15 protein-coding genes are annotated in these 20,180 nt (G+C 65.4%); 10 read left to right on the top strand and 5 right to left on the bottom strand.

Annotation, left to right across the window (positions count from 1 at the left end):
• Nucleotides 1–38: 38 nt before the first annotated feature.
• The 4 genes from LC062_RS21470 to phnE all read left to right on the top strand — a co-directional run bounded on the left by LC062_RS21470 (nt 39) and on the right by phnE (nt 4,412).
• On the top strand, nt 39–1,358 hold the full coding sequence (locus LC062_RS21470) for a peptidoglycan DD-metalloendopeptidase family protein (RefSeq protein ID WP_224910863.1): 1,320 nt from the start codon (nt 39–41) through the stop codon (nt 1,356–1,358).
• Between the two features lie 177 nt (nt 1,359–1,535).
• Nucleotides 1,536–2,399 carry a phosphonate ABC transporter ATP-binding protein gene (gene phnC, locus LC062_RS09815; protein WP_224910862.1) on the top strand — a complete coding sequence of 288 codons (864 nt, stop codon included), beginning with the start codon at nt 1,536–1,538 and terminating at the stop codon, nt 2,397–2,399.
• Nucleotides 2,400–2,442: 43 nt separating this feature from the next.
• On the top strand, nt 2,443–3,447 hold the full coding sequence (phnD, locus tag LC062_RS09810; protein WP_224910861.1) for a phosphonate ABC transporter substrate-binding protein: 1,005 nt from the start codon (nt 2,443–2,445) through the stop codon (nt 3,445–3,447).
• Between the two features lie 152 nt (nt 3,448–3,599).
• Complete coding sequence (phnE, locus tag LC062_RS09805; RefSeq protein ID WP_224910860.1) at nt 3,600–4,412, top strand: phosphonate ABC transporter, permease protein PhnE; 813 nt, start codon at nt 3,600–3,602, stop codon at nt 4,410–4,412.
• A gap of 133 nt (nt 4,413–4,545) precedes the next feature.
• Here phnE and prfB read toward each other — a convergent pair.
• The 3 genes from prfB to LC062_RS09790 form a co-directional block, all read right to left on the bottom strand.
• Nucleotides 4,546–5,677 (bottom strand): peptide chain release factor 2 gene (prfB, locus tag LC062_RS09800; protein ID WP_224910859.1). Its coding sequence is split into 2 segments (ribosomal slippage): nt 4,546–5,607 and nt 5,609–5,677, totalling 1,131 coding nucleotides; the frame shifts between segments, so codons are not numbered across the junction.
• 137 nt (nt 5,678–5,814) lie between these two features.
• Nucleotides 5,815–8,253 (bottom strand): penicillin-binding protein 1A, encoded by a 2,439-nt coding sequence (locus LC062_RS09795; protein WP_224911029.1) that lies wholly within the window; start codon nt 8,251–8,253, stop codon nt 5,815–5,817.
• 264 nt (nt 8,254–8,517) lie between these two features.
• Nucleotides 8,518–9,795: an N-acetylmuramoyl-L-alanine amidase gene (locus LC062_RS09790; protein ID WP_224910858.1), complete on the bottom strand. Its 1,278-nt coding sequence runs from the start codon at nt 9,793–9,795 to the stop codon at nt 8,518–8,520.
• Nucleotides 9,796–10,486: 691 nt separating this feature from the next.
• On the opposite strand from LC062_RS09790, the gene LC062_RS09785 reads away from it, so the two are divergent.
• Nucleotides 10,487–13,321, top strand: a complete 2,835-nt coding sequence (locus LC062_RS09785) for an Rne/Rng family ribonuclease (protein WP_224910857.1) — start codon at nt 10,487–10,489, stop codon at nt 13,319–13,321.
• A gap of 119 nt (nt 13,322–13,440) precedes the next feature.
• On the opposite strand, the gene LC062_RS09780 is transcribed toward LC062_RS09785, so the two are convergent.
• Both LC062_RS09780 and LC062_RS09775 read right to left on the bottom strand, forming a co-directional pair.
• Entirely contained in the window at nt 13,441–14,037 is a 597-nt protein-coding gene (locus LC062_RS09780; RefSeq protein ID WP_224910856.1) for a hypothetical protein, read from the bottom strand.
• A gap of 97 nt (nt 14,038–14,134) precedes the next feature.
• Complete coding sequence (locus LC062_RS09775) at nt 14,135–15,295, bottom strand: pyridoxal phosphate-dependent aminotransferase (protein ID WP_224910855.1); 1,161 nt, start codon at nt 15,293–15,295, stop codon at nt 14,135–14,137.
• Nucleotides 15,296–15,472: 177 nt separating this feature from the next.
• Between LC062_RS09775 and LC062_RS09770 the strand changes: the two genes are divergently transcribed.
• The 5 genes from LC062_RS09770 (at nt 15,473) to accC (ending at nt 20,176) form a co-directional block, all read left to right on the top strand.
• The gene (locus LC062_RS09770) at nt 15,473–16,897 is read left to right on the top strand and encodes a M48 family metalloprotease (protein WP_224910854.1); all 1,425 of its coding nucleotides are present in this window, start codon (nt 15,473–15,475) and stop codon (nt 16,895–16,897) included.
• Between the two features lie 84 nt (nt 16,898–16,981).
• Complete coding sequence (locus LC062_RS09765; protein ID WP_224910853.1) at nt 16,982–17,740, top strand: DsbA family protein; 759 nt, start codon at nt 16,982–16,984, stop codon at nt 17,738–17,740.
• A gap of 142 nt (nt 17,741–17,882) precedes the next feature.
• On the top strand, nt 17,883–18,323 hold the full coding sequence (aroQ, locus tag LC062_RS09760; protein WP_224910852.1) for a type II 3-dehydroquinate dehydratase: 441 nt from the start codon (nt 17,883–17,885) through the stop codon (nt 18,321–18,323).
• Between the two features lie 30 nt (nt 18,324–18,353).
• Nucleotides 18,354–18,812, top strand: a complete 459-nt coding sequence (gene accB / locus LC062_RS09755; protein ID WP_224910851.1) for an acetyl-CoA carboxylase biotin carboxyl carrier protein — start codon at nt 18,354–18,356, stop codon at nt 18,810–18,812.
• A gap of 14 nt (nt 18,813–18,826) precedes the next feature.
• Nucleotides 18,827–20,176, top strand: coding sequence for an acetyl-CoA carboxylase biotin carboxylase subunit (gene accC / locus LC062_RS09750; protein WP_224910850.1), 1,350 nt, complete (start codon nt 18,827–18,829; stop codon nt 20,174–20,176).
• Nucleotides 20,177–20,180 lie beyond the last annotated feature (4 nt).

The following is a 20,180-nucleotide window of genomic DNA, read 5'->3' as shown; positions in this document are numbered from 1 at the left end:
TAAAGAGTATGACGGAACACGGGGCACGATCAGACAGGGTGTTCGGCAAACGCAAGGAACCGCACCGGGTCATCATCGCACGCGGCGAAACGGTTCGCTCCTTCACCATTTCCCCTTGGTTCGCCGGCCTTGCCACCGGCGTCGGCCTGTTGTTTGCCGTCGGGTACATCGGCGCGACCGCGTATCTGGTTCTGCGCGACGACATCATCCAATCCTCCGCCGAACGCCAGGCACAGATGCAGCTTTCCTATGAGGACCGCATCGCCCAGTTGCGCGCCAAGGTCGACCGGCTGACCAGCCGCCGGGTGCTGGAGGCCCAGTCCATCGAGGAACGGCTCACCGCCGTGCTCAGCCGGCAGCAGGATCTCGACAGCCGCCAGTCCCGCGTCGCCTCGCTGATCGCAAAGGCGGCAAAGACCGGCATCCGCGTCGCCATCGGCAACCCCATGCCACAGAGCAAGCCGGACCGTCCCGAGGGCCTCCTTGCCTTTGGCCCGGACACGGACACCGGCGACACCGGCATCGGCGGCATGCCCGAGCCCATCGAGCTGATGCCGGAGCTGCAGTTGCGCGGCAGCCAGGGCGAGCGCCCGGCCGGGAAAGCGATCAATTCCCCCGCCGCCTCTTCGGCCGCAACCGCCGAGGACAAACGCGCCAGCCTGATCGAGGACGTGTCCGGTTCCCTTGCTCGCATGGACACGGAAGCGAATCTGGCCCTCGACGTGATTGCCATGTCCGCCGAACGCGATCACGCCACCATCGTCGGCGCGGCGGATCGGCTCGGTCTGCGCCTTGCCGGCATGCCCGCCCGCACGGCAACCGAAGGCACCGGCGGCCCCTTTGTTGCGCTGACCGCCGGAACCGGCTTCGATGCCCGCTTCGAGCGGGCGGAAAGTGCCCTTCTTGCGCTGGAGAAGGTCAAGCAGGCCGCGCGCGGCATTCCGGTCCGCAGCCCGGTTCCCGGCGCCCCGATCTCCTCGTCCTTTGGCCCCCGCCTCGACCCGTTCATGGGCCGGATGGCGATGCACACCGGTACCGATTTCAAGGCAACGCGCGGCACCCCCATCCAGGCCCCGGGCACGGGCAAGGTGGTTTTCGCCGGTCGCAATGGCGGCTATGGCAAATCGGTGGAGATCGAGCACCCCAGCGGCGTCGTCTCCCGCTTTGCCCATATGAGCCGGATCGCCGTCACCGAGGGCCAGACAGTCTCCGCCCGCGACACGATCGGCTATGTCGGCTCCACCGGACGCTCCACCGGACCGCATCTGCACTACGAAATCCGCATCGGCGACAAGCCGCTCAATCCCGCCCGATTCCTGACGGCCGGCGAAACGATCACCCCGATCATCGAGAACTGAGCCCTTCCCTCACCGGTGAACGGAAAAGGCGGCGCCCCATGGGCGCCGTTGTCGTTTCCAGCGCTTGACGACGCAATCACACGCCTCCGGGTCCCTTGCGCACCCGGTTCGGCGACCTCTGTCATCTGGCTGCAACACTTCTCCCTTAACCCGGCGGCGCAAGGGAGAACACAGCACATGCCAGCAATCGAAGCCCGCTCCGTTTCAAAAGCGTTCGAGCGCAACAAGCCGGTCCTCAACGATGTCTCGCTGTCGATCGAGGATGGCGAGATGGTGGCCCTCATCGGAGCCTCCGGCTCGGGGAAGTCCACCCTTCTCCGGCTGATCTCGGGCCTGGAAACCATCGACCGAGGCAGCGCCAGCGCGATTTCCGTGTTTGACCGCACCGTTCAGGCAAGCGGCGGACGCACCACCGAGGCCCGCCGCATCCGTCGCGATGTCGGCGTCATCTTCCAGCAATTCAATCTCGTCAATCGCCTCAGCGTGCTGCGCAACGTGCTCGCGGGGCGGCTTGGCAAGACGCCCTTCTGGCGCGGCACCCTCGGCCTCTTCACCCGCACCGACCGCATTCGCGCCCTGCAGGCGCTGGAGCGGGTCGGCATCATCGACTTCGCCCATCGCCGTGCCTCGCGCCTGTCCGGCGGCCAGCAGCAGCGCGCGGCGATTGCCCGGGCGCTGACCCAGGAAGCACGCCTGATCCTCGCCGACGAACCGATCGCCTCGCTCGACCCGGCCTCGGCTGAAAAAGTGATGGAGACGCTGGCCCGCATCAACCGCGAGGATGGGGTGACGGTGGTGGTGTCGCTGCATCAGATCGACCATGCCTTCCGCCATTGCCAGCGGATCATTGCCCTGAAGCAGGGCACCCTGGTCTATGACGGCCCGGTCAGCGGCATCAGCCGTGCCGACCTGGCAGCTCTTTACGACAGCGACATGCTGTCGACACCGGACATGCCCTCAGGCCCGAGACTGGTCGGGCATGGCGGCGCGGCGCCCGAAGCCGCGCCGAAAGTGGCCGCACTGGCGGTCGCGAACGCGTGAGCCCGGACGGCGCGCGTCAAAAGGTTCAATCAGGAGAAAACCCATGTTGAAGAAAGTCCTTGTGGCGGCGGCTTTCGCGCTGTCCGCAACCGGCATCGCACAGGCTGAAGAAAAGGGCGCCCTGCCCGAGACCATCAACTTCGGCATCATTTCCACCGAGAGCGCCTCGGTTCTGGAAAAAAACTTCCAGCCCTTCCTTGACGACATGTCCAAGGCGCTCGGCGTCACGGTCAAGCCGTTCTTCGCCTCCGACTACGCTGGCGTGATCGCCGGCATGGGCGCAAAGCAGGTCGACCTTGCCTGGTTCGGCAACAAATCGGCCATCCAGGCCGTCGACAAGGCCGGCGGCGAAGTCTTCGCCCAGACCATCAAGGACGACGGATCGCGCGGCTACCACTCCCTGCTGATCACCCAGAAGGACAGCCCGCTGAACTCGCTCGACGACGTTCTGAAATGCGACAAGACGCTGACCTTCGGCAATGGCGATCCCAACTCCACCTCCGGCTTCGCCATCCCCGGCTATTACGTCTGGGCGCTGAACGGCAAGACCCCGGAAGAGTGCTTCGCACGCGTGACCTCCGCCAACCATGAAGGCAATGCGCTTGCGGTTGCCGCCGGCCAGGTCGATGTCGCCACCAACAACACCGAAAGCATCTACGCCCGCCTTGCCAGCTCCAAGCCGGAAGCCGCCGCGAAGATCAAGGAAATCTGGCGCTCGCCGCTGATCCCGTCCGACCCGATGGTCTGGCGCGCCGATCTCTCGCCCGCCGCCAAGGAGAAGCTCTACTACTTCTTCATGCAGTACGGCCGCTTCGGCGACATGGAGAAGGTCGCCCGTGAGCGCAAGATCCTCGCCGGCCTGTCCGATGGTTGGGGGCCGTTCCTTGCCTCCTCCAACGCTCAGCTTCTCGACGTGCGCCAGATCGAGGCGTTCAAGGCCAAGCTGAAGGCCGAGGCCGCCGGCGACGCCGAGGCAATCAAGGCCGCCGACGCTCTGCTCGCCGATCTTGCCAAGCAGGCCGAGATCGTCGGCAAGGCCGGCTACTGAGCCAGCCTGAAGCCGGCTACTGAGCCAGCCTGAAGGGAGACCGGCCCCGGACCGGGGCCGGCACCTGACACCGGAATATCCGGGCCGCAGGCACCCCCTGCGGCCCGTCTGCCAATGGGAAGGAAACGAACATGATTGCGGATACGGGCCGAATGACCGCCGAAGCCGCTCTTTCGGACGCCGTGCGCGCGCAGATGCAGCCGCGCTGGTCGAACATACTGCGCCTTGCCGCCATCACCGGCGTGATCGTCGTCCTGCTGGCCCTGTCGTACTATCCGGCGGAAATCAACAACTGGACCCGACTGCTCAAGGGCAACGACTTCCTCGACGGGATGGTCGCCCAGTTTCTCAATCCGGATTTCACCGATCTCGATCTGTATCTGACCAAGATGCTGGAGACGGTGCAGATCGCCCTGTGGGGCACGGTCCTGTCGGTGATCTTCGGCGCGCCGCTCGCCCTTCTCGCCTCCAGCAACATCGCCCCGGCCTGGGTTGTCTTCCCCATGCGCCGGCTGATGGATGCAAGCCGCGCCATCAATGACCTGGTGTTCGCGGTGCTGTTCGTCGCCGTCGTCGGCCTGGGCCCCCTGCCCGGCGTGTTGGCGATCTTCGTGCACAATCTGGGCATCATCTCCAAGCTGTTTTCCGAGGCGGTCGAGGCCATCGACGAACGCCCGGTGGAAGGCATCCGCACCACCGGCGCCAGCCGCATTCAGGAAATCCTCTACGGCGTGATCCCGCAGGTCATTCCCCTGTGGTCGAGCTTCTCGCTCTACCGCTTCGAGACCAATGTGCGCTCCGCCACCGTGCTCGGCATCGTCGGTGCCGGCGGCATCGGCTTTACCTTCAACGAGGCCTTCAAGGGCTTCCGCTTCGAGGAAGCCAGCGCCATCATCATCGTCATGGTGCTGACGGTCACGGTGATCGACATGATCTCCAGCCGCCTGCGCAAGATGCTGATCTAGCACCGATCGCACTGGGACGGCACGCACCGAACCCACGGGCCGGAGACAACGACGCCCCGGCCCACGAATACAAAAACGGCGGCCTCCTTCCCGGGGGCCGCCGTTTTCGTTTCGGTTATCTGACCGGAGCGTCCTACTCGACGTCCTCGACCTCCTCCGGCGCGCCGCCGAAGGCGCGCTGGGCAAGGGTCGCTTCCATGAACTTGTCAAGATCGCCGTTCAGAACGTCCTGCGGGCTGGTGCTTTCCACCCCGGTCCGCAAGTCCTTCACCAGCTGGTAGGGCTGCAGCACATAGGACCGGATCTGGTGACCCCAGCCGATCGAGGTCTTGGACGAGGCTTCCGCGTTCGCCTGTTCCTCGCGCTTCTGCAGCTCCAGCTCATAGAGCCGGGCCTTCAGCATCGACCAGGCGGTGGCCCGGTTCTTGTGCTGGGACCGTTCGCTCTGGCACTGCACGACGATGCCCGTCGGCTGGTGCGTGATGCGCACGGCCGAGTCGGTGGTGTTGACGTGCTGCCCACCGGCACCCGATGCGCGATAGGTGTCGATCCGGCAATCGCTCTCGGCGACATCGATCTCGATCGAATCGTCGATCACCGGATAGACCCAGGCGGAGGCAAAGCTGGTGTGCCGCCGCGCCTGGCTGTCATAGGGAGAAATGCGAACGAGACGGTGGACACCGGATTCGGTCTTGAGCCAGCCATAGGCATTCTCGCCCTTGACCTTCAGCGTCACCGACTTGATCCCGGCCTCTTCGCCGTCATGGATCTCCAGCACCTCGACCTTGTTGCCATGCTGCTCGGCCCAGCGGGTGTACATGCGCAGGAGCATGTTGGCCCAGTCCTGGCTTTCCGTGCCGCCGGCACCGGCGTTGATCTCCAGATAGGCATCGTTACCATCGGCTTCGCCGGACAGCAGAGACGCGATCTGACGCTTCTGGACATCGCCGCGCAGCGCCTTCAGCGCCGTCTCGGCCTCCTGGATGACGTCCTTGTCACCTTCCATTTCACCGAGCTCGATCAGCTCCAGATTGTCGTTCAGGTCGGCTTCCAGCGCGCGCACGCCGTTCAGCCCGTCATCGAGCTGCTGGCGCTCACGCATCAGCTTCTGTGCCCGCGCGGGATCGTCCCAAAGGGTGGGATCCTCGGAGGCGGCGTTCAGTTCATCCAGACGGGAAACTGCAGTATCCCAGTCAAAGATGCCTCCTCAGCAGGCTTATGGCCTGCTTGATTTCGTCGACAACGGCCTCGGTTTCGGCGCGCATCGCAACTCCCCTTGTTGGTTGGTGCGGGAATGGAATGGCAAATCATCGGCCGGCGCGAAGGCCGGCCCGGCTGCGGACCATAGTGGAAGGTCCGCAGCGCTGTAAACCGCCTTGACGGGCAAGGTCTTGCCCAGGGCTCAGTAAAGCCCGCCGGTTCCCGTCATCACCGCTTCGCCCGCTTCCGGCGAGACCGTGCGCGGGATGCCCACGTCGTTCTGGAAGCCGATGATCGAATACTCGTCCGGCGGTGCGGTGCCCGGCTTGAAAGCCTCCAGGATCGTCCCCGGAGCGCCCGCCGAAGCGCGCAGGCCCGTGCGCCGGTTGATCGGGATCAGTTGCAGCCCGCGCGGCACCCGGAACTCGACCGGAGGCGTGTCCGCCAGCGCTTCCTTCATGAAGTCGATGAAGATCGGCGCGGCGATCTGGCCACCGGTGGCGCCACGGCCCATCGGCTTGGGTGTGTCGTAGCCAACGAAAACGCCAACGGTAAGGTCCGGCGTATAGCCCACGAACCAGGCGTCCTTCTCGTCGTTGGTGGTGCCGGTCTTGCCAGCGACCGGACGGCCGAGCTGCTTGACCTTGGTCGCAGTGCCGCGCAACACCACACCCTCCATCATCGAGGTGATCTGATAGGCGGTCATCGGATCGAGCACCTGCTCGCGATTGTCGATCAGCTCCGGCTCGCTCTGCTCCGCCCAGTGATCGGCGATACAGGCATCGCAGATCCGCTCCTCATGCCGATAGACGGTCTTGCCGTAACGGTCCTGAATGCGGTCGATCAGGGTCGGCGTCACCTTGCGCCCGCCATTGGCGAGCATCGCATAGGCGGTGACCATGCGCAGGACGGTGGTCTCGCCCGCGCCCAGCGACATGGACAGCACCGGCAGCATGTCGTCGTAGATGCCGAACCGCTTGGCATATTCGGACACCAGCGGCATGCCCATGTCCTGCGCCAGCCGCACGGTCATCACGTTTCGCGACAGCTCGATGCCAAGCCGCAGGGTCGAGGGACCATAGTACTTGCCGCCGTAGTTCTGCGGCCGCCAGACCGGCAGGCCCGGCCCTTGGCTCAGCTCCAGCTCCGCATCCATCACCACGCTGGACGGCGTGTAGCCATTGTCGAGCGCGGCGGCGTAGATGAACGGCTTGAAGGCCGAGCCGGGCTGGCGATAGGCCTGGGTGGCGCGGTTGAACTCGCTCTGGGCGAAGCTGAACCCGCCGACCATGGCCAGCACGCGGCCGGTGAACGGATCCATCGCCACCAGCGCACCGGACACCTTGGGGAACTGGCGCAGCTCGTAGCGCTCGCCCAGCTTCTCCACATAGATGACATCGCCGGGGTTGAGCACATCGGCCACGCTCTTGGGCGCGCGGCCCTTGACCCTGGCCCATTTCACGCCCTCGAACGGCAGGGTAACCCGGACCCGTTCGGTCGACAGGGCACCGCTGACCAACGTCTCCGGCTGCAAGCCGACTTCCGCCGCCTTGTCGGAGACCGACAGAACGACGCCAAGCTGCCACTCGGGAAGATCGGAGAAGGATTTCGCCTTGGCCAGCGCCTCGCCCCAGTCGCCCGCGCCGAGCTCCAGCGTTTCCACCGGACCGCGCCAACCGCCGCGACGGCGGTCGAAATTGATCAGGCCGGCCATCAGCGCCTTGCGGGCGATCACCTGAAGCCTGGGGTCGAGCGTGGAGCGCACCGACAGCCCGCCTTCGTAGAGCCGTTCCTCGCCATAGATGGTGACCACCTTGCGGCGCACCTCCTCGGCGAAATACTCCGAGGCGAACAGCTGCGATCCGCGGGTGCGCGGCTTGACCGCCAGCGGCTTGGCCTTGGCTTCCTCGCCGGCGGCGCTGTCGACGTAGCCGTTCTGCACCATGCGGTCGATCACCCAGTTGCGCCGGATGATCGCCTCCTCGCGCTGGCGGAAGGGATGGTAGTTGCTCGGTCCCTTGGGCAGCGCGGCCAGATAGGCCATCTCCTCAAGGGTGAGTTCATGCACCGATTTGTCGAAATAAAGCAGCGACGCGGCAGCAACGCCATAGGCGCCGATGCCGAGGTAGATCTCGTTGAGGTAGAGCTCAAGGATCTCGTCCTTGGTGTAGGCCTGCTCGATCCGGAGCGACAGGATCGCTTCCTTGACCTTACGCTCGATCGACACTTCGTTGGTCAAGAGGAAGTTCTTGGCAACCTGCTGGGTGATCGTCGAGGCGCCCTGCGGCCGGCGGCCGGTACCGTAGTTGCGCGCATAGGTCAGCGCGGCGCGGGCGATGCCTTCCGGATCAATGCCGAAATGCTCGTAGAAATTCTTGTCCTCGGCGGACAGATACGCCTGCTTCAGCAGATCCGGGATCGCCTGGATCGGTAGGAACATCCGGCGCTCGCGCGCGTATTCGGCCATCAACTGGCCGTCGGCGGCGTGCACGCGGCTCATCACCGGCGGCTCGTAGTTCTTCAGCGCGGTATAGTCCGGCAGGTCCTTGCTCATCTCCTGGAGATAAAGCCACACGCCGATCGCACCGATCAGCGCGAAGACCGCGCCAATGCCGAACAGATAGCCAAAGAACTTGATCAGAAATCTCATATACCCGGCTCGTTGTTTCCGAAAACGTCTGCCATGCCCGCCTCGCCCAGTCACCTCGGCCCAGTCGCTTCGGAGCGGCCACCTGAGCGCCATCCTCCACCCCTCACCGGGCCGCCGCCCCTGGGGGCGCGGCGCGCGCACCGCACCGCTGCGGCTCGCAAGGTATCGGCACGCCCCATTCCATCAGCGACCAATATGGCGATGCTGAGGCGCGCGCAACCACTTGCCCCACCTTAACCCATGCCGAGAGGCAAATCAGTCCGCCTTGGCACCCGGCGTCACGGACAGCCGCAGGGCCGCGCTCTTGCCCCGACGCTTGGCAAAATATCGGTCGATCGCCCCGCTGATCGCCGAGGACATCCGCTCGCGCCACTCGCTCGTGGTCATCAGCTTTTCATCGAGCCGGTTGGACAGATAGCCAAGCTCCACCAGCGTCGAGGGTACGTCATGGGCCGTCAACACCCGGAAACCGGCGGAACGATGCGGGTTCTTCACCATCTTCGCCGCGCCGCTGAGCTCGCCCACCAGGGTCCGCGCGAACAGATGGGAGAAAGTCTTGGTCTCCTGCCGCGCCAGATCGATCAGAATGTCGGTCACTACATCGGGTTCGTCGGCAAGATCGATACCGGCAATGATATCGGAGCGGTTCTCCCGCTCCGCCAGCGCGGCGGCGATCTCGTCACTGGCGGTCTCCGACAGGGTATAGACACCGGCGCCGCGCACCTGGTCGCGGCCGATGCGCACCGAATCGGCATGGATCGACACCAGAAGATCGGCTTCCAGCGCACGGGCGATCTCCACCCGCTCGCGCAGCGGAATGAAGATGTCCGTGTCTCGCGTCATATGCACATCGTAACGGTCGAGCGCGTCGAGCTTCTTCTTCAGGAGCCGCGAGAACTCCAGGACCACGGCCTTTTCCAGCGTGCCGCCCGTCCCGGCGGCGCCCGTGTCGATGCCGCCATGCCCCGGGTCGATGACGATCACCGGCCGGTGCTTGACCTTGCCGCCGGCAAGCCGGTCTCCCTTGTTGCTTGGTGTCGTCGCCGATGCCACCGGCGCGGCGGCGGTTGCCTCCCCGGCCTTGGCGAGGAAGGCGGAACGCGAGGTCTTCACCAGATCGAGCACGAACCGCGCCGGCTGGTCGGAAACCGACGGCAGAACGAACACCTTGTCGACCGCCACCGGCGCGCGCAGGTCCAGCACGATCCGCGACTTGCCCTTGGCGAACAGACCGAAGCGCCAGGCGCCGACCAGCCCGCGTGCCTCGGTGCCGGCACCTTCCGGCAGATCGAATCGCACCTCGGGAAAGTCGATGACCAACCGGTGCGGGTCGGCCAGAACCGACACCGTGAACGGCACCGCCTGCGTCAGATCCATCACGAACCGGGTCCGGGTATCGTCCCCGGCAACGCGCGCCTCGCGGGCGACCGGCACCGCCGGCCGGGGGGGCTCCTCGGCGCGCAGACCGACCGTTCCGGCGAAAACCGCCGCGATCAAGGCCACACCGCACAGTGTTCGCGTAAAAATGGTCACCAAGGCACCTGCAATTCATCTTTCGCCCGATGGCGCCGCCGCCCCTATCCCAAGGGATACCCTTAGGCAAGTTAACCTTTCATTGACAATAGGGCGAGGCGGCAGAGAACGGGAAAAGATCGAGTTTGCTTGCCAACACTCGTTCGCGCCCGTAAAAGATAGGCAACGGGTCTCGGTTTCGGACATGCGTCGAATCGGGACGTTCTGTTGCCATTGACCGGCGCCCGGCCTGGCCAACTGTCCTCGCGTCATCCGTAATAGATTACGTGGCAGCTTGAACCCGGGGTGGGCAAATCCCGCGTGCGTCACTGGCTCGCTCGAACGATATCAGCTTGCGCATACCCGCAGGGCGTTCGACCGAAGCCGGGATAAACCGATTTAGGGACGGCCGGGCGCTCTCGGACCAGGCCCGTTCGCAGGTTGCTCCTGCGTGTTGTTCTCGAGGTGTGCCAAACCGGTTCACCGCTGCGAAATATAGTTCAGACAGGCGCTGAAATGACCACATGCGCGATGACGTTCCGACAAGGGAATGAGGCTGGCGACTTCCAGGTCGCCGCCCCCTTTGGGATCGCCGCGCAGTGCGCCACCCCTTCAACCTTCACATCGAAGAACAGGACGACCGTCACGTCGCGGCTGCATCGGGCACGATCCCGATGCCGGGCCGGGGCGGCGGTCGTGGAGATCCCCATCAATGGCAAACAAAATGCTGATCGACGCCACGCATCCGGAAGAGACCCGGGTCGTCGTCGTGCGTGGCAACAGGGTCGAAGAATTTGATTTCGAGGCCGCAAACCGCAAACAGCTTCGCGGCAACATCTATCTTGCCAAGGTAACGCGCGTCGAACCGTCGCTGCAGGCGGCCTTCGTCGATTATGGCGGCAACCGCCACGGCTTCCTCGCCTTCAGCGAGATCCATCCGGATTATTACCAGATCCCGATGGCCGATCGGCAGGCCCTCCTCGACGAGGAAGAGGCCGACGACGCCAGTGCCGAGGAAGTGACCGAAAAGCCCCGCCGCCGTCGTGGCAAGGCCGCCGCCGCCGCCAAGGCCGAAACCGAGGAGGACACCGTCGCCTCGGAGGCCTCGGACAAGGGCGACGACGAGAGTGCCAGCGGCAACGACAACGCCGTTGCTGACGCGGAAAACGCCGTCGAGGACAATGGCGCGGACAGTGCTGCCGACGACAATGACGACAGCGATGGAAACGGCGACGACGACGTGGAATCGGTCGGCGCCGAAGATGCGATGGAAGAAGTGCCGCAGCGCGTCCGCCGTCATCGCAAGCAGTACAAAATTCAGGAAGTGATCAAGCGCCGCCAGGTGCTGCTGGTTCAGGTCGTCAAGGAAGAGCGCGGCAACAAGGGCGCGGCGCTCACCACGTATCTTTCGCTGGCCGGCCGCTATTCGGTGCTGATGCCCAACACCGCCCGTGGCGGCGGCATTTCCCGCAAGATCACCAACCCGACCGACCGCAAGCGTCTCAAGAAGATCGCCTCGGAGCTGGAAGTGCCGGAGGGCATGGGGGTGATTCTACGCACCGCCGGTGCCAGCCGCACCAAGGCCGAGATCAAGCGCGACTTCGAGTACCTGATGCGGCTTTGGGAGAATGTGCGCGACCTGACGCTGCAATCCTCCGCCCCCTATCTGGTCTATGAGGAAGGATCGCTGATCAAGCGCTCGATCCGCGACCTTTACAACAAGGACATCGAGCAGGTCCTGGTTGCCGGCGACGAGGGCTACCGCGAGGCCAAGGACTTCATGCGGATGCTCATGCCGAGCCACGCGAAGAACGTCCAGCCCTACAAGGAAGCGACGCCGATCTTCTCCCGCTTCATGGTCGAATCGCAGCTTGACGCCATGTTCTCGCCGCAGGTGACCCTGAAGTCCGGCGGCTACCTCGTCATCAACCAGACCGAAGCGCTGGTGGCGATCGACGTCAACTCGGGCAAGTCCACCCGCGAGCACAATATCGAGGACACCGCCGTCCAGACCAATCTGGAAGCGGCGGAGGAAGTGGCACGCCAGCTTCGCCTGCGCGACCTCGCCGGTCTGATCGTGATCGACTTCATCGACATGGAGGAGAACAAGAACAACCGGGCGGTCGAGCGCAAGGTCAAGGATTGCCTGAAGAACGACCGGGCACGCATCCAGGTCGGCCGCATCTCCCATTTCGGCCTCTTGGAAATGTCGCGCCAGCGCATCCGCACCGGCGTTCTGGAAAGCTCCATGACGCCCTGCCCGCACTGTCATGGCACCGGCATGATCCGCTCGGTCGAATCGGTGGCCCTGCATGTGCTGCGGTCGATCGAGGACATGCTGCTGAAGGGCGTCACGCACAATCTGATCGTGCGCACCACCACCGAGGCGGCGCTCTACATCCTCAACCAGAAGCGCGCGCATCTGTCCGATCTGGAGGCCCGTTTCGGCCTGGAGATCGCGATCGAGGCGGCGGCGATGGAGAACGGGCACCATTACCTGATGGAGCGGGGCGAGCCGGTCGAACCGCGCGAGATCGAGGCCCAGCCGCTGGTTCAGCCGCACATGGTCACGCCGATCACGCCCGACGATCAGGATGAGGATGAGATCGCCGAGGAGGCGGAGACCGAACGCACCCGCGACGAAAGCGCCTCCGGTGAGGACGATGGTTCGGGGCGCAAGCGCCGCCGGCGCCGGCGTCGGCGCAAGAGCGGTGGTGGCGACGAGGAGAGCCGGCAGGACGCCGAGCGCGACGAGACCGCCGGCGAAGACGACAGCGACGACAGCCAGGGCGAAGCCGCTGCGGACAAGAGTGCCTCCGACGAGGATGGCGACGATGATCGGGCACGGCGCAAGCGGCGGCGTGGACGACGCGGCGGCCGGCGCGGTCGGCGCGACGGCGAAGGCTCCGAGGAGACCGTCGAGGCAACCGCCGAGGCGTCGGACACGTCGACGGAGACGTCGGACGACGCTTCCAGCGAAAGCCCTACCTCCGACGCTGTTCCGCAGACCGCTCCGGACGCGGCTTCCGAGACCATCGAAGCGGCACCTGCGGAGGCCAGCGATGGCGAACCCGCTCCCACCGCCATGGAGACCGCTGGTTACGAGACCGCGGAAACCGTTGCAGCCTCCGAAAGTGAGGCAGCCGAAGCTACCTCTGCGGACGAGACCGCCCTGGCACCGGTGAGCACAGCGGACGATAGCGGCGACAGCGCACCGGCCGAGACCATGGCAACGGAAACGGCGGAGGCGATCGAAACGCCGGCGGATGAACCGGCGCCGCTCGTCGTCACCGAGGCAGAGGCCGAGGCCGAGCCCCAGACCAAGGCTGAGCCCGAGGCCGGGCAGGCCGACGTTGACGAAGGCGAGACGGCGACGCCCGAGGCGGAGCCGGAAGTTGCAGCCGAAGCCGAGCCGGCGCCCGTGGCGCCTGCTGCTCCCAAGGAGCCGGTGGTCGTCAGCGAGAAGATCAAGGGCGACGGCACCGCCGAGGAGAAGGAGACCGGTCCCAAGCGGTCCGGCTGGTGGCAGCGCCGCAGCTTCTTCTGATCGCAAGGTCACGACAGACAGGGAATACCGGCCCCGCCGGCGTTCCGCCTCTTCGCAAACCCCGTCGCACATGCGGCGGGGTTTGTTTTTGACCGGGAGGAATTCGACGTGGCGTCGCCTCAGTCCTGGTCCGGGCGCCTCCGTTCATCCTTGTGGGGAACTGGCGGCCTCGGCCCCCGGCAGGCACCGATGAAGACGGCGCCGATGCCCAGAACGGCGGTGAGCATGGCCGGCAGCAGCGCCGGTTCCAGTGCTTCGGTGCGAATGGCGGAATAAAGACCGAGGGTGCCGCCGAGACAGCCGAGCCAGACGCCCGACAACCCAGGGCGCGCACTCAGCCGCACCGCCACGTCGGGATGATGCGATGCGGCCCGGATCTGCGCCCAGAACTGGAACCCGTCGAAGGGCAGGATCTGCAGGGACTTGCGGCCGCGCTGGTCGTCGCGGTCGGTGGGGTCGAAGCCTCCGAGCCCGTCGCGATACCAGGAGGACATGACGAGCACATCGGTGCCGGGCCGGATGCGAATACGGCCCGCGCCTGGCTGGTTGTATTTGCGGGTGAAGCCGGAATCCATGTCCCGGACCTGACAGACGATGTTGTAGCCATTGTCCGGATTGACGATGCGCACGAGGCAGCGGGAGGGAAAACCCTTGGCCCAGATCCAGCCGTCGTTGGCCTCGTCCTGCATGGCCGCCCGAATGATGTACTTCGTCATCGCCAGCCCACCTTCGCCGCTCGGTTTCAGGCTAGGGCGCAGGCAGGAAACTGGCAAGGCATGCCGGGCGAGGCCTTAGGGCCCCGCCCGTCTCCGCTTATCGCTGACGCGGCAACCAGTCGCCGAGCCGGTCCATCGCCTCGCGCATGTCCTCATGGGTGCCAGCGAAGGAAAAGCGAATGAAGCGCGTGCCCTGGAACGGATCGAAATCTGCGCCGGGCGTCGCCGCGATCCCCGCCTCCTCCAGCATCGACCGCGCGAAGGCGGTGCTGTCGTTGGCGAAGGGGCGCACGCTGGCATAGAGATAGAAGGCGCCATCCACCGGCAGCATCTCGTCAAAGCCGAGCGCGGGCATCCGCTCCATCAACAGCGCCCGGTTCTTGGCGTAGACCGCCTTCACCGCTTCCAGCTCCTCGGTCGCGGAGAAGGCTGCGGCAGCGGCGCGCTGCGACAGCTCCGGCGGGGAGATGTAAAGGCTCTGTGCCAGCCGCTCGATCGGCCGCACCAGCACCTCCGGCACTACCATCCAGCCAATCCGCCAGCCGGTCATGCAATAGTATTTGGAGAAGCTGTTGATGACGATGGTCTGATCGGAAAACGTCAGCGCGGTTTCCTGCTGACCGGCGAACACCAGCCCGTGGTAGATCTCATCGGAAATGAACCACAGGCCCATGTCCTCGCAGGCGGCGATCAGCGTGCGCAGCGCCTCCGGCGTCATCATCGTGCCGGTCGGGTTGGCCGGGCTTGCCACCAAGACGCCCTTCAACGGCGCCTCGCGATGGGCCGCCTCGATCAGCTCCGGCGTCAGGGCCCAGCGGGTCTCGGGACCGACCTCGATCTCCACCGGCTCGATGCCGAGGGCACGCAGGATGTTGCGATAGGCCGGATAGCCGGGGGCGGCGATGGCGATCCGATCGCCGGGATCGAAGGCGGCAAGGAAGGTCAGATTGAACCCGGCGGAAGAGCCCGTCGTGGCGATGATCCGCTCGGTCGGCACCTCGGCGCCGAAGCTGTCGCGATAGTAGCCGGCGATGGCCTCGCGCAGCAGCGGCAGGCCGCGCGCCTCGGTATAGCCGAGCCGCCCGCCATCGAGCGCCGCGCGGGCGGCATCCAGCACCGGCTTGGGCGCCGGCGCGCCCGGCTGGCCCACCTCCATATGCAGGATATGCCGGCCGGATGCCTCCAGCGCATTCGCCCTGGCCAGAACATCCATGGCACGAAACGGCTCGACCTCGGAGCGTTTGGAAGGGTGAGGCATGACATCTGTCCTTTTCAATCGGCGGCCGATGGGCCGGTGCCGGTCAAGCTGATGCCGCATTCGCCTTGTCAAAGTCGTGCCAGCACAGGTTGACCGCCGTCAGGCTGCTCCCTACCCTCCAGCCGAAGCTCTGTCGAGAGCCGCGCATCAAAACGATCGAGACGACAAGGCGCTGCCATGAACCATCGCCCAGCCGCATCGGCGGCCGAAACGCCCCCCCGGCGCCTCCGCCCCCGGCGGCTCCTCGCCCTTGCCACGGCCGGCGTGATGGCGCTGACCGCCACCATCCCTCCCGCTGCCGCGCAGCGCTCCCTTCCGCTCGTTCGCGATGCGGAGACCGAGGCCTTGATGCGCGACTATGCCGCGCCGATCTTCGACGTTGCCGGCATTGCCCGCTCGCAGGTCGACATCATCCTGGTCAACAAGACCGACTTCAACGCCTTTGTCGCCGACGCCCGGCGCATCTTCATCAACATCGGCGTGATCCTCGATGCGGAAACCCCCGGCGAGGTGATCGGCGTTCTGGCGCATGAGACCGGGCACATCACCGGCAATCACCTGGTCCGCATGCGTCAGGCTCTGGCCAACGCCCAGTTGATGGCCGCCCTTGGTATCCTGCTCGGAGCCGGCGCGGTCGCGGCCGGCGCCTCGGCCGGTTCCAGCAGCGCAGTGCAAGGGGGGGCCGGCGCGCTGACCGCCGGAGCCGGCCTTGCCCAGCGGACGCTGCTTGCCTACCGGCGCGGCGAGGAATCGGTCGCCGACCGGGCCGCCATCACCTTCCTGGAAAAGACCGGTCAATCGGCCAAGGGGATGCTGAAGACCTTCTCCCGCTTCGCCGACCAGGCGCTTTTCTCGGCGAAATACACCGATCCCTACGCCCAGAGCCATCCGATGCCGCGCGAGCGGCTCAACGCGCTGGAAACCCTCGCCAAACGCAGCCGCTACTACAACAAGCCGGCGCCGACCGCCCTGCAGGCGCGTCACGACATGGTCCGCGCCAAGCTGCTGGCCTTCACCAGCCACCCGAATGTGGTGGCCCGCGCCTACCCCTCGTCCGACCGGTCGCTGGCGGCCGAGTACGCTCGGGCGGTGGTGTCGATGCGCACCAAGAGCCGCCGCACCAGCGTGAAGATGATCGACGCGCTGATTTCGCGGCAGCCGGACAATCCCTATTTTCATGAGCTGAAGGGGCAGGCGCTGCTGGAATCAGGCAGCCCGAAGGCGGCGATCGCCCCCTTCCGCAAGGCACTGTCGCTGCGCCCGCGCGAGGCCCAGTTCATGATCTGGCTTGGCTTCGCCCTTGTCGCCTCCAACGACAACGCGCGCCTGGGTGAGGCGGAAAAGATGCTGAAAGCGGGTCTGCGGATCGATCCCAATTCGCCGATCGGCTATTCTCAGCTCGCCATCGCCCATGGGCGGCAGGGCGAGGCGGCCGAGGCCGACCTTGCCACCGCCCGCGGCCTGATGGCCCGGGGTGACTTCCGCGGCGCCAAGCGCTACGCCACTCGCGCCCGGAAAAAATTGAAACGCGGCACGCCCGCCTGGCTGCAAGCCGACGATATCGTGTCCTACCAGCCACCGAAATTGCCGGGCCGGTCCTGACCCCGTCCGGAACACCCAACAAGTCCTCTCGCAATTGCGCGCCTGTTGGCGCATACGGGTGCTCCCACCCGCCTGGAGACAAAGATGAAGAAACTGCTGCAGACCGCCATGCTGGCGCTGGCCGTTGCCCTCCCCGCCCTGCCCGCCCCGGCTCTCGCGGAGGAGCCGCTTGCCCGCGCCGATGTGGAAACCATCGTGCGCGAGTACCTTCTCGCCAATCCGGAAGTGATCCGCGATGCGATCAAGGAACTGGAGCGACGCGAGGTCGCGGCGGCGAACAAGGCCCGGGCCGATGCGCTCAGCACCGTGTCCGACGTCTTGTTCAACTCCACCCGCCAGGTGGAGATCGGCAATCCGGATGGCGACGTCACCCTGGTGGAGTTCTTCGACTACAACTGCGGCTACTGCAAGCGGGCCATGGACGACATGCTGCGTCTCCTCGATGAGGACAAGAACCTGCGCGTCGTGCTGAAGGAATTCCCCGTGCTCGGACAGGGCTCGGTGGAGGCCGCGCAGGTCGCCATCGCGGTGGCGGCGGTCGATTCCTCCAAGTATCTGGAGTTTCACAAGATGCTGATGGGCGGCCGGGAGCAGGCCAACCGCGCCCGCGCCCTCGACGCGGCCCAAAAGGCCGGCCTCGACATGGGCAAGGTGGAAGCGGCGATGAACGATCCGGAAGTCAGCGCCACCGTGGAAGAGGTCTACATGCTGGCCAACCGGCTCGGCCTGACCGGCACCCCGTCCTATGTGGTCGGCAAGGACGTCGTGATGGGCGCGGTCGGCTATGACGAGTTGAAGGAAAAGATCTCGGCGGCGCGCAACTGCGACGAGAGCAGCTGCTGAGCCCTGTGGCACTGAAGAGCCGATCGGGAGTTGTCGACACTCCCGGTCCGGTTTCCCCTTTTCCTCCCCGGGGCAAATGCATATAAGGGGCGGTGTGATGCGCGCGCATGATCGATGTCGCGCCGCCCTTAGCGGGGAATGAATGTCCGCCTCCATCTATATCCTCAATGGCCCCAACCTCAATCGCCTCGGCACCCGTGAACCGGAAACCTACGGCAGCATGACGCTTGGCGATATCGAGGGCCTGTGCCGCGATGTCGGTGAGGATCTCAATCTGGAGATCGAATTCCGGCAGTCCAATCACGAAGGGCTGCTGGTGGACTGGATTCAGGAAGCCGGCGACCTGGCCCAGGGCCTGGTGCTCAACCCGGCGGCCTTCACCCATACCTCCGTGGCGATCCACGATGCCATTCGTGCCGTCGAAATTCCCACCGTCGAGGTGCATCTGTCGAACGTGTTCGCCAGGGAAGCATTTCGGCATCATTCCTATGTGTCGCCGGTGGCCCTCGGTGTGATCTGCGGCTTCGGCGCGACCGGATATCGGCTCGCGCTCGAAGCGCTTTCCACCGTCATCAGGCCCTGATCCGCGACCGGAGCCCAACAAGAAAAGACGATGTCAGACAAGAAGCAGAAGCTCGATCAGGATCTGATCCGCCAGCTCGCGGAGCTGCTCGACGAAACCAAGCTGACCGAGATCGAACTGGAGCGCGACGATTTCCGCGTCCGGGTCGCCCGTCAGATCACCATCGAAGCCCCGGTTCACGCCGCGCCGCGCGCCGAGGCGGCAGCATCCGCCCAGCCGGCGGCCGCATCGGCTGCGGCCGACCCGTCCGGTCACCCCGGCGCGGTCCCCTCGCCGATGGTCGGCACCGCCTACCGGGCTCCGGAGCCGGGTGCGCGCAATTTCGTCGAGGTCGGCGATACGGTCGCTGCCGGTGACACGCTGATGATCATCGAGGCGATGAAGACCATGAACCATATCCCGGCGCCGCAGGCCGGCCGGGTGACCGCTGTGCTCGTCGAGGACGGGCAGCCGGTGGAGTATGGCGAGCCCCTCGTCATTCTTGAATGACGGGGGTTGAACCGATGTTTTCCAAGATCCTGATCGCGAATCGCGGCGAAATCGCCCTGCGGGTTCTGCGCGCGTGCAAGGAACTGGGCATCCAGACCGTGGCGGTGCATTCCACCGCCGATGCCAATGCCATGCATGTGCGCCTCGCCGACGAGAGCGTGTGCATCGGCCCGCCCTCGGCCACCGACAGCTATCTCAACATTCCGCAACTCTTGGCGGCCTGCGAGATCACCGGTGCCGACGCGGTCCATCCCGGCTATGGCTTCCTGTCGGAGAACGCCCGGTTCGCGGACATTCTGGAGGCGCATAACATCGCCTTCATCGGCCCCACCGCCGATCATATCCGCATCATGGGCGACAAGATCGAGGCGAAGCTGACCGCCCAGCGGCTCGGCATTCCGGTGGTTCCCGGCTCCGACGGCGCCGTCACCCCCTCGGACGACGCCCATGCCATAGCCCGTGAAATCGGCTATCCGGTGCTGGTCAAGGCCGCCGCCGGTGGCGGCGGACGCGGCATGAAGGTCGCCGAGACCGAAAAGGACCTCGACCGGGCCCTGTCGACCGCCCGGGCCGAAGCCAAGGCCGCCTTCGGCGATGATGCCCTTTACATGGAAAAATACCTGGGCAAGCCGCGCCACATCGAAATCCAGGTGCTGGGCGACGGCCAAGGCAATGCCATCCATCTGGGCGAGCGCGACTGCTCCTTGCAGCGCCGGCACCAGAAGGTGTGGGAAGAGGCGCCCTCCCCGGCCCTCAATGCCAGCCAGCGCACCGAAATCGGCGAGATCGTCGCCGATGCCATGCGCAAGCTCAAGTACCGCGGCGTCGGCACCATCGAGTTCCTCTATGAGAACGGCGAGTTCTACTTCATCGAGATGAACACCCGTCTTCAGGTGGAACATCCGGTGACGGAGATGATCACCGGCATCGACCTCGTCAACGAGCAGATCCGCATCGCTTCCGGTGCCAAGCTGACCATCCGTCAGGAAGATGTGCTGTTCGAGGGCCATGCCATCGAATGCCGCATCAACGCGGAGAACCCGCGCAGCTTCGTGCCCTCGCCGGGACAGATCACCTACTACCACCCGCCGGGCGGGCTGGGGGTGCGGGTCGATTCCGGTGTCTATCAGGGCTACCGGATCCCGCCGTATTATGACAGCCTGATCGGCAAGCTGATTGTCCATGGCCGCAACCGGGTGGAATGCCTGATGCGCCTGCGCCGTTGCCTCGATGAATTCGTGGTCGACGGGATCGAATCGACCATTCCGTTGTTCCGCGATCTGGTCGACAATCAGGATATCGCCAATGGCATGTATGATATCCATTGGCTGGAAAAATATCTGGCAGCGACCGGCGAGGACTGATCCG

It is taken from the genome of Stappia indica (assembly GCF_020177335.1).
In the GTDB taxonomy this organism is placed as follows: domain Bacteria; phylum Pseudomonadota; class Alphaproteobacteria; order Rhizobiales; family Stappiaceae; genus Stappia; species Stappia indica_B.
Note: the sequence above shows the minus strand (reverse complement) of the source record. Positions and strands in the feature narration are given on the sequence as shown.

Bases quoted from the DNA above. Each gene is read 5' to 3' on its own strand.
- aroQ (WP_224910852.1), top strand. From the start codon at position 17,883: ATGTCCGCCTCCATCTATATCCTCAATGGCCCCAACCTCAATCGCCTC.
- phnE (WP_224910860.1), top strand. From the start codon at position 3,600: ATGACCGCCGAAGCCGCTCTTTCGGACGCCGTGCGCGCGCAGATGCAG.
- phnC (WP_224910862.1), top strand. From the start codon at position 1,536: ATGCCAGCAATCGAAGCCCGCTCCGTTTCAAAAGCGTTCGAGCGCAAC.
- phnD (WP_224910861.1), top strand. From the start codon at position 2,443: ATGTTGAAGAAAGTCCTTGTGGCGGCGGCTTTCGCGCTGTCCGCAACC.
- accC (WP_224910850.1), top strand. From the start codon at position 18,827: ATGTTTTCCAAGATCCTGATCGCGAATCGCGGCGAAATCGCCCTGCGG.
- accB (WP_224910851.1), top strand. From the start codon at position 18,354: ATGTCAGACAAGAAGCAGAAGCTCGATCAGGATCTGATCCGCCAGCTC.
- LC062_RS09785 (WP_224910857.1), top strand. From the start codon at position 10,487: ATGGCAAACAAAATGCTGATCGACGCCACGCATCCGGAAGAGACCCGG.
- LC062_RS09780 (WP_224910856.1), bottom strand. From the start codon at position 14,037: ATGACGAAGTACATCATTCGGGCGGCCATGCAGGACGAGGCCAACGAC.
- LC062_RS09770 (WP_224910854.1), top strand. From the start codon at position 15,473: ATGAACCATCGCCCAGCCGCATCGGCGGCCGAAACGCCCCCCCGGCGC.
- LC062_RS09775 (WP_224910855.1), bottom strand. From the start codon at position 15,295: ATGCCTCACCCTTCCAAACGCTCCGAGGTCGAGCCGTTTCGTGCCATG.
- LC062_RS09765 (WP_224910853.1), top strand. From the start codon at position 16,982: ATGAAGAAACTGCTGCAGACCGCCATGCTGGCGCTGGCCGTTGCCCTC.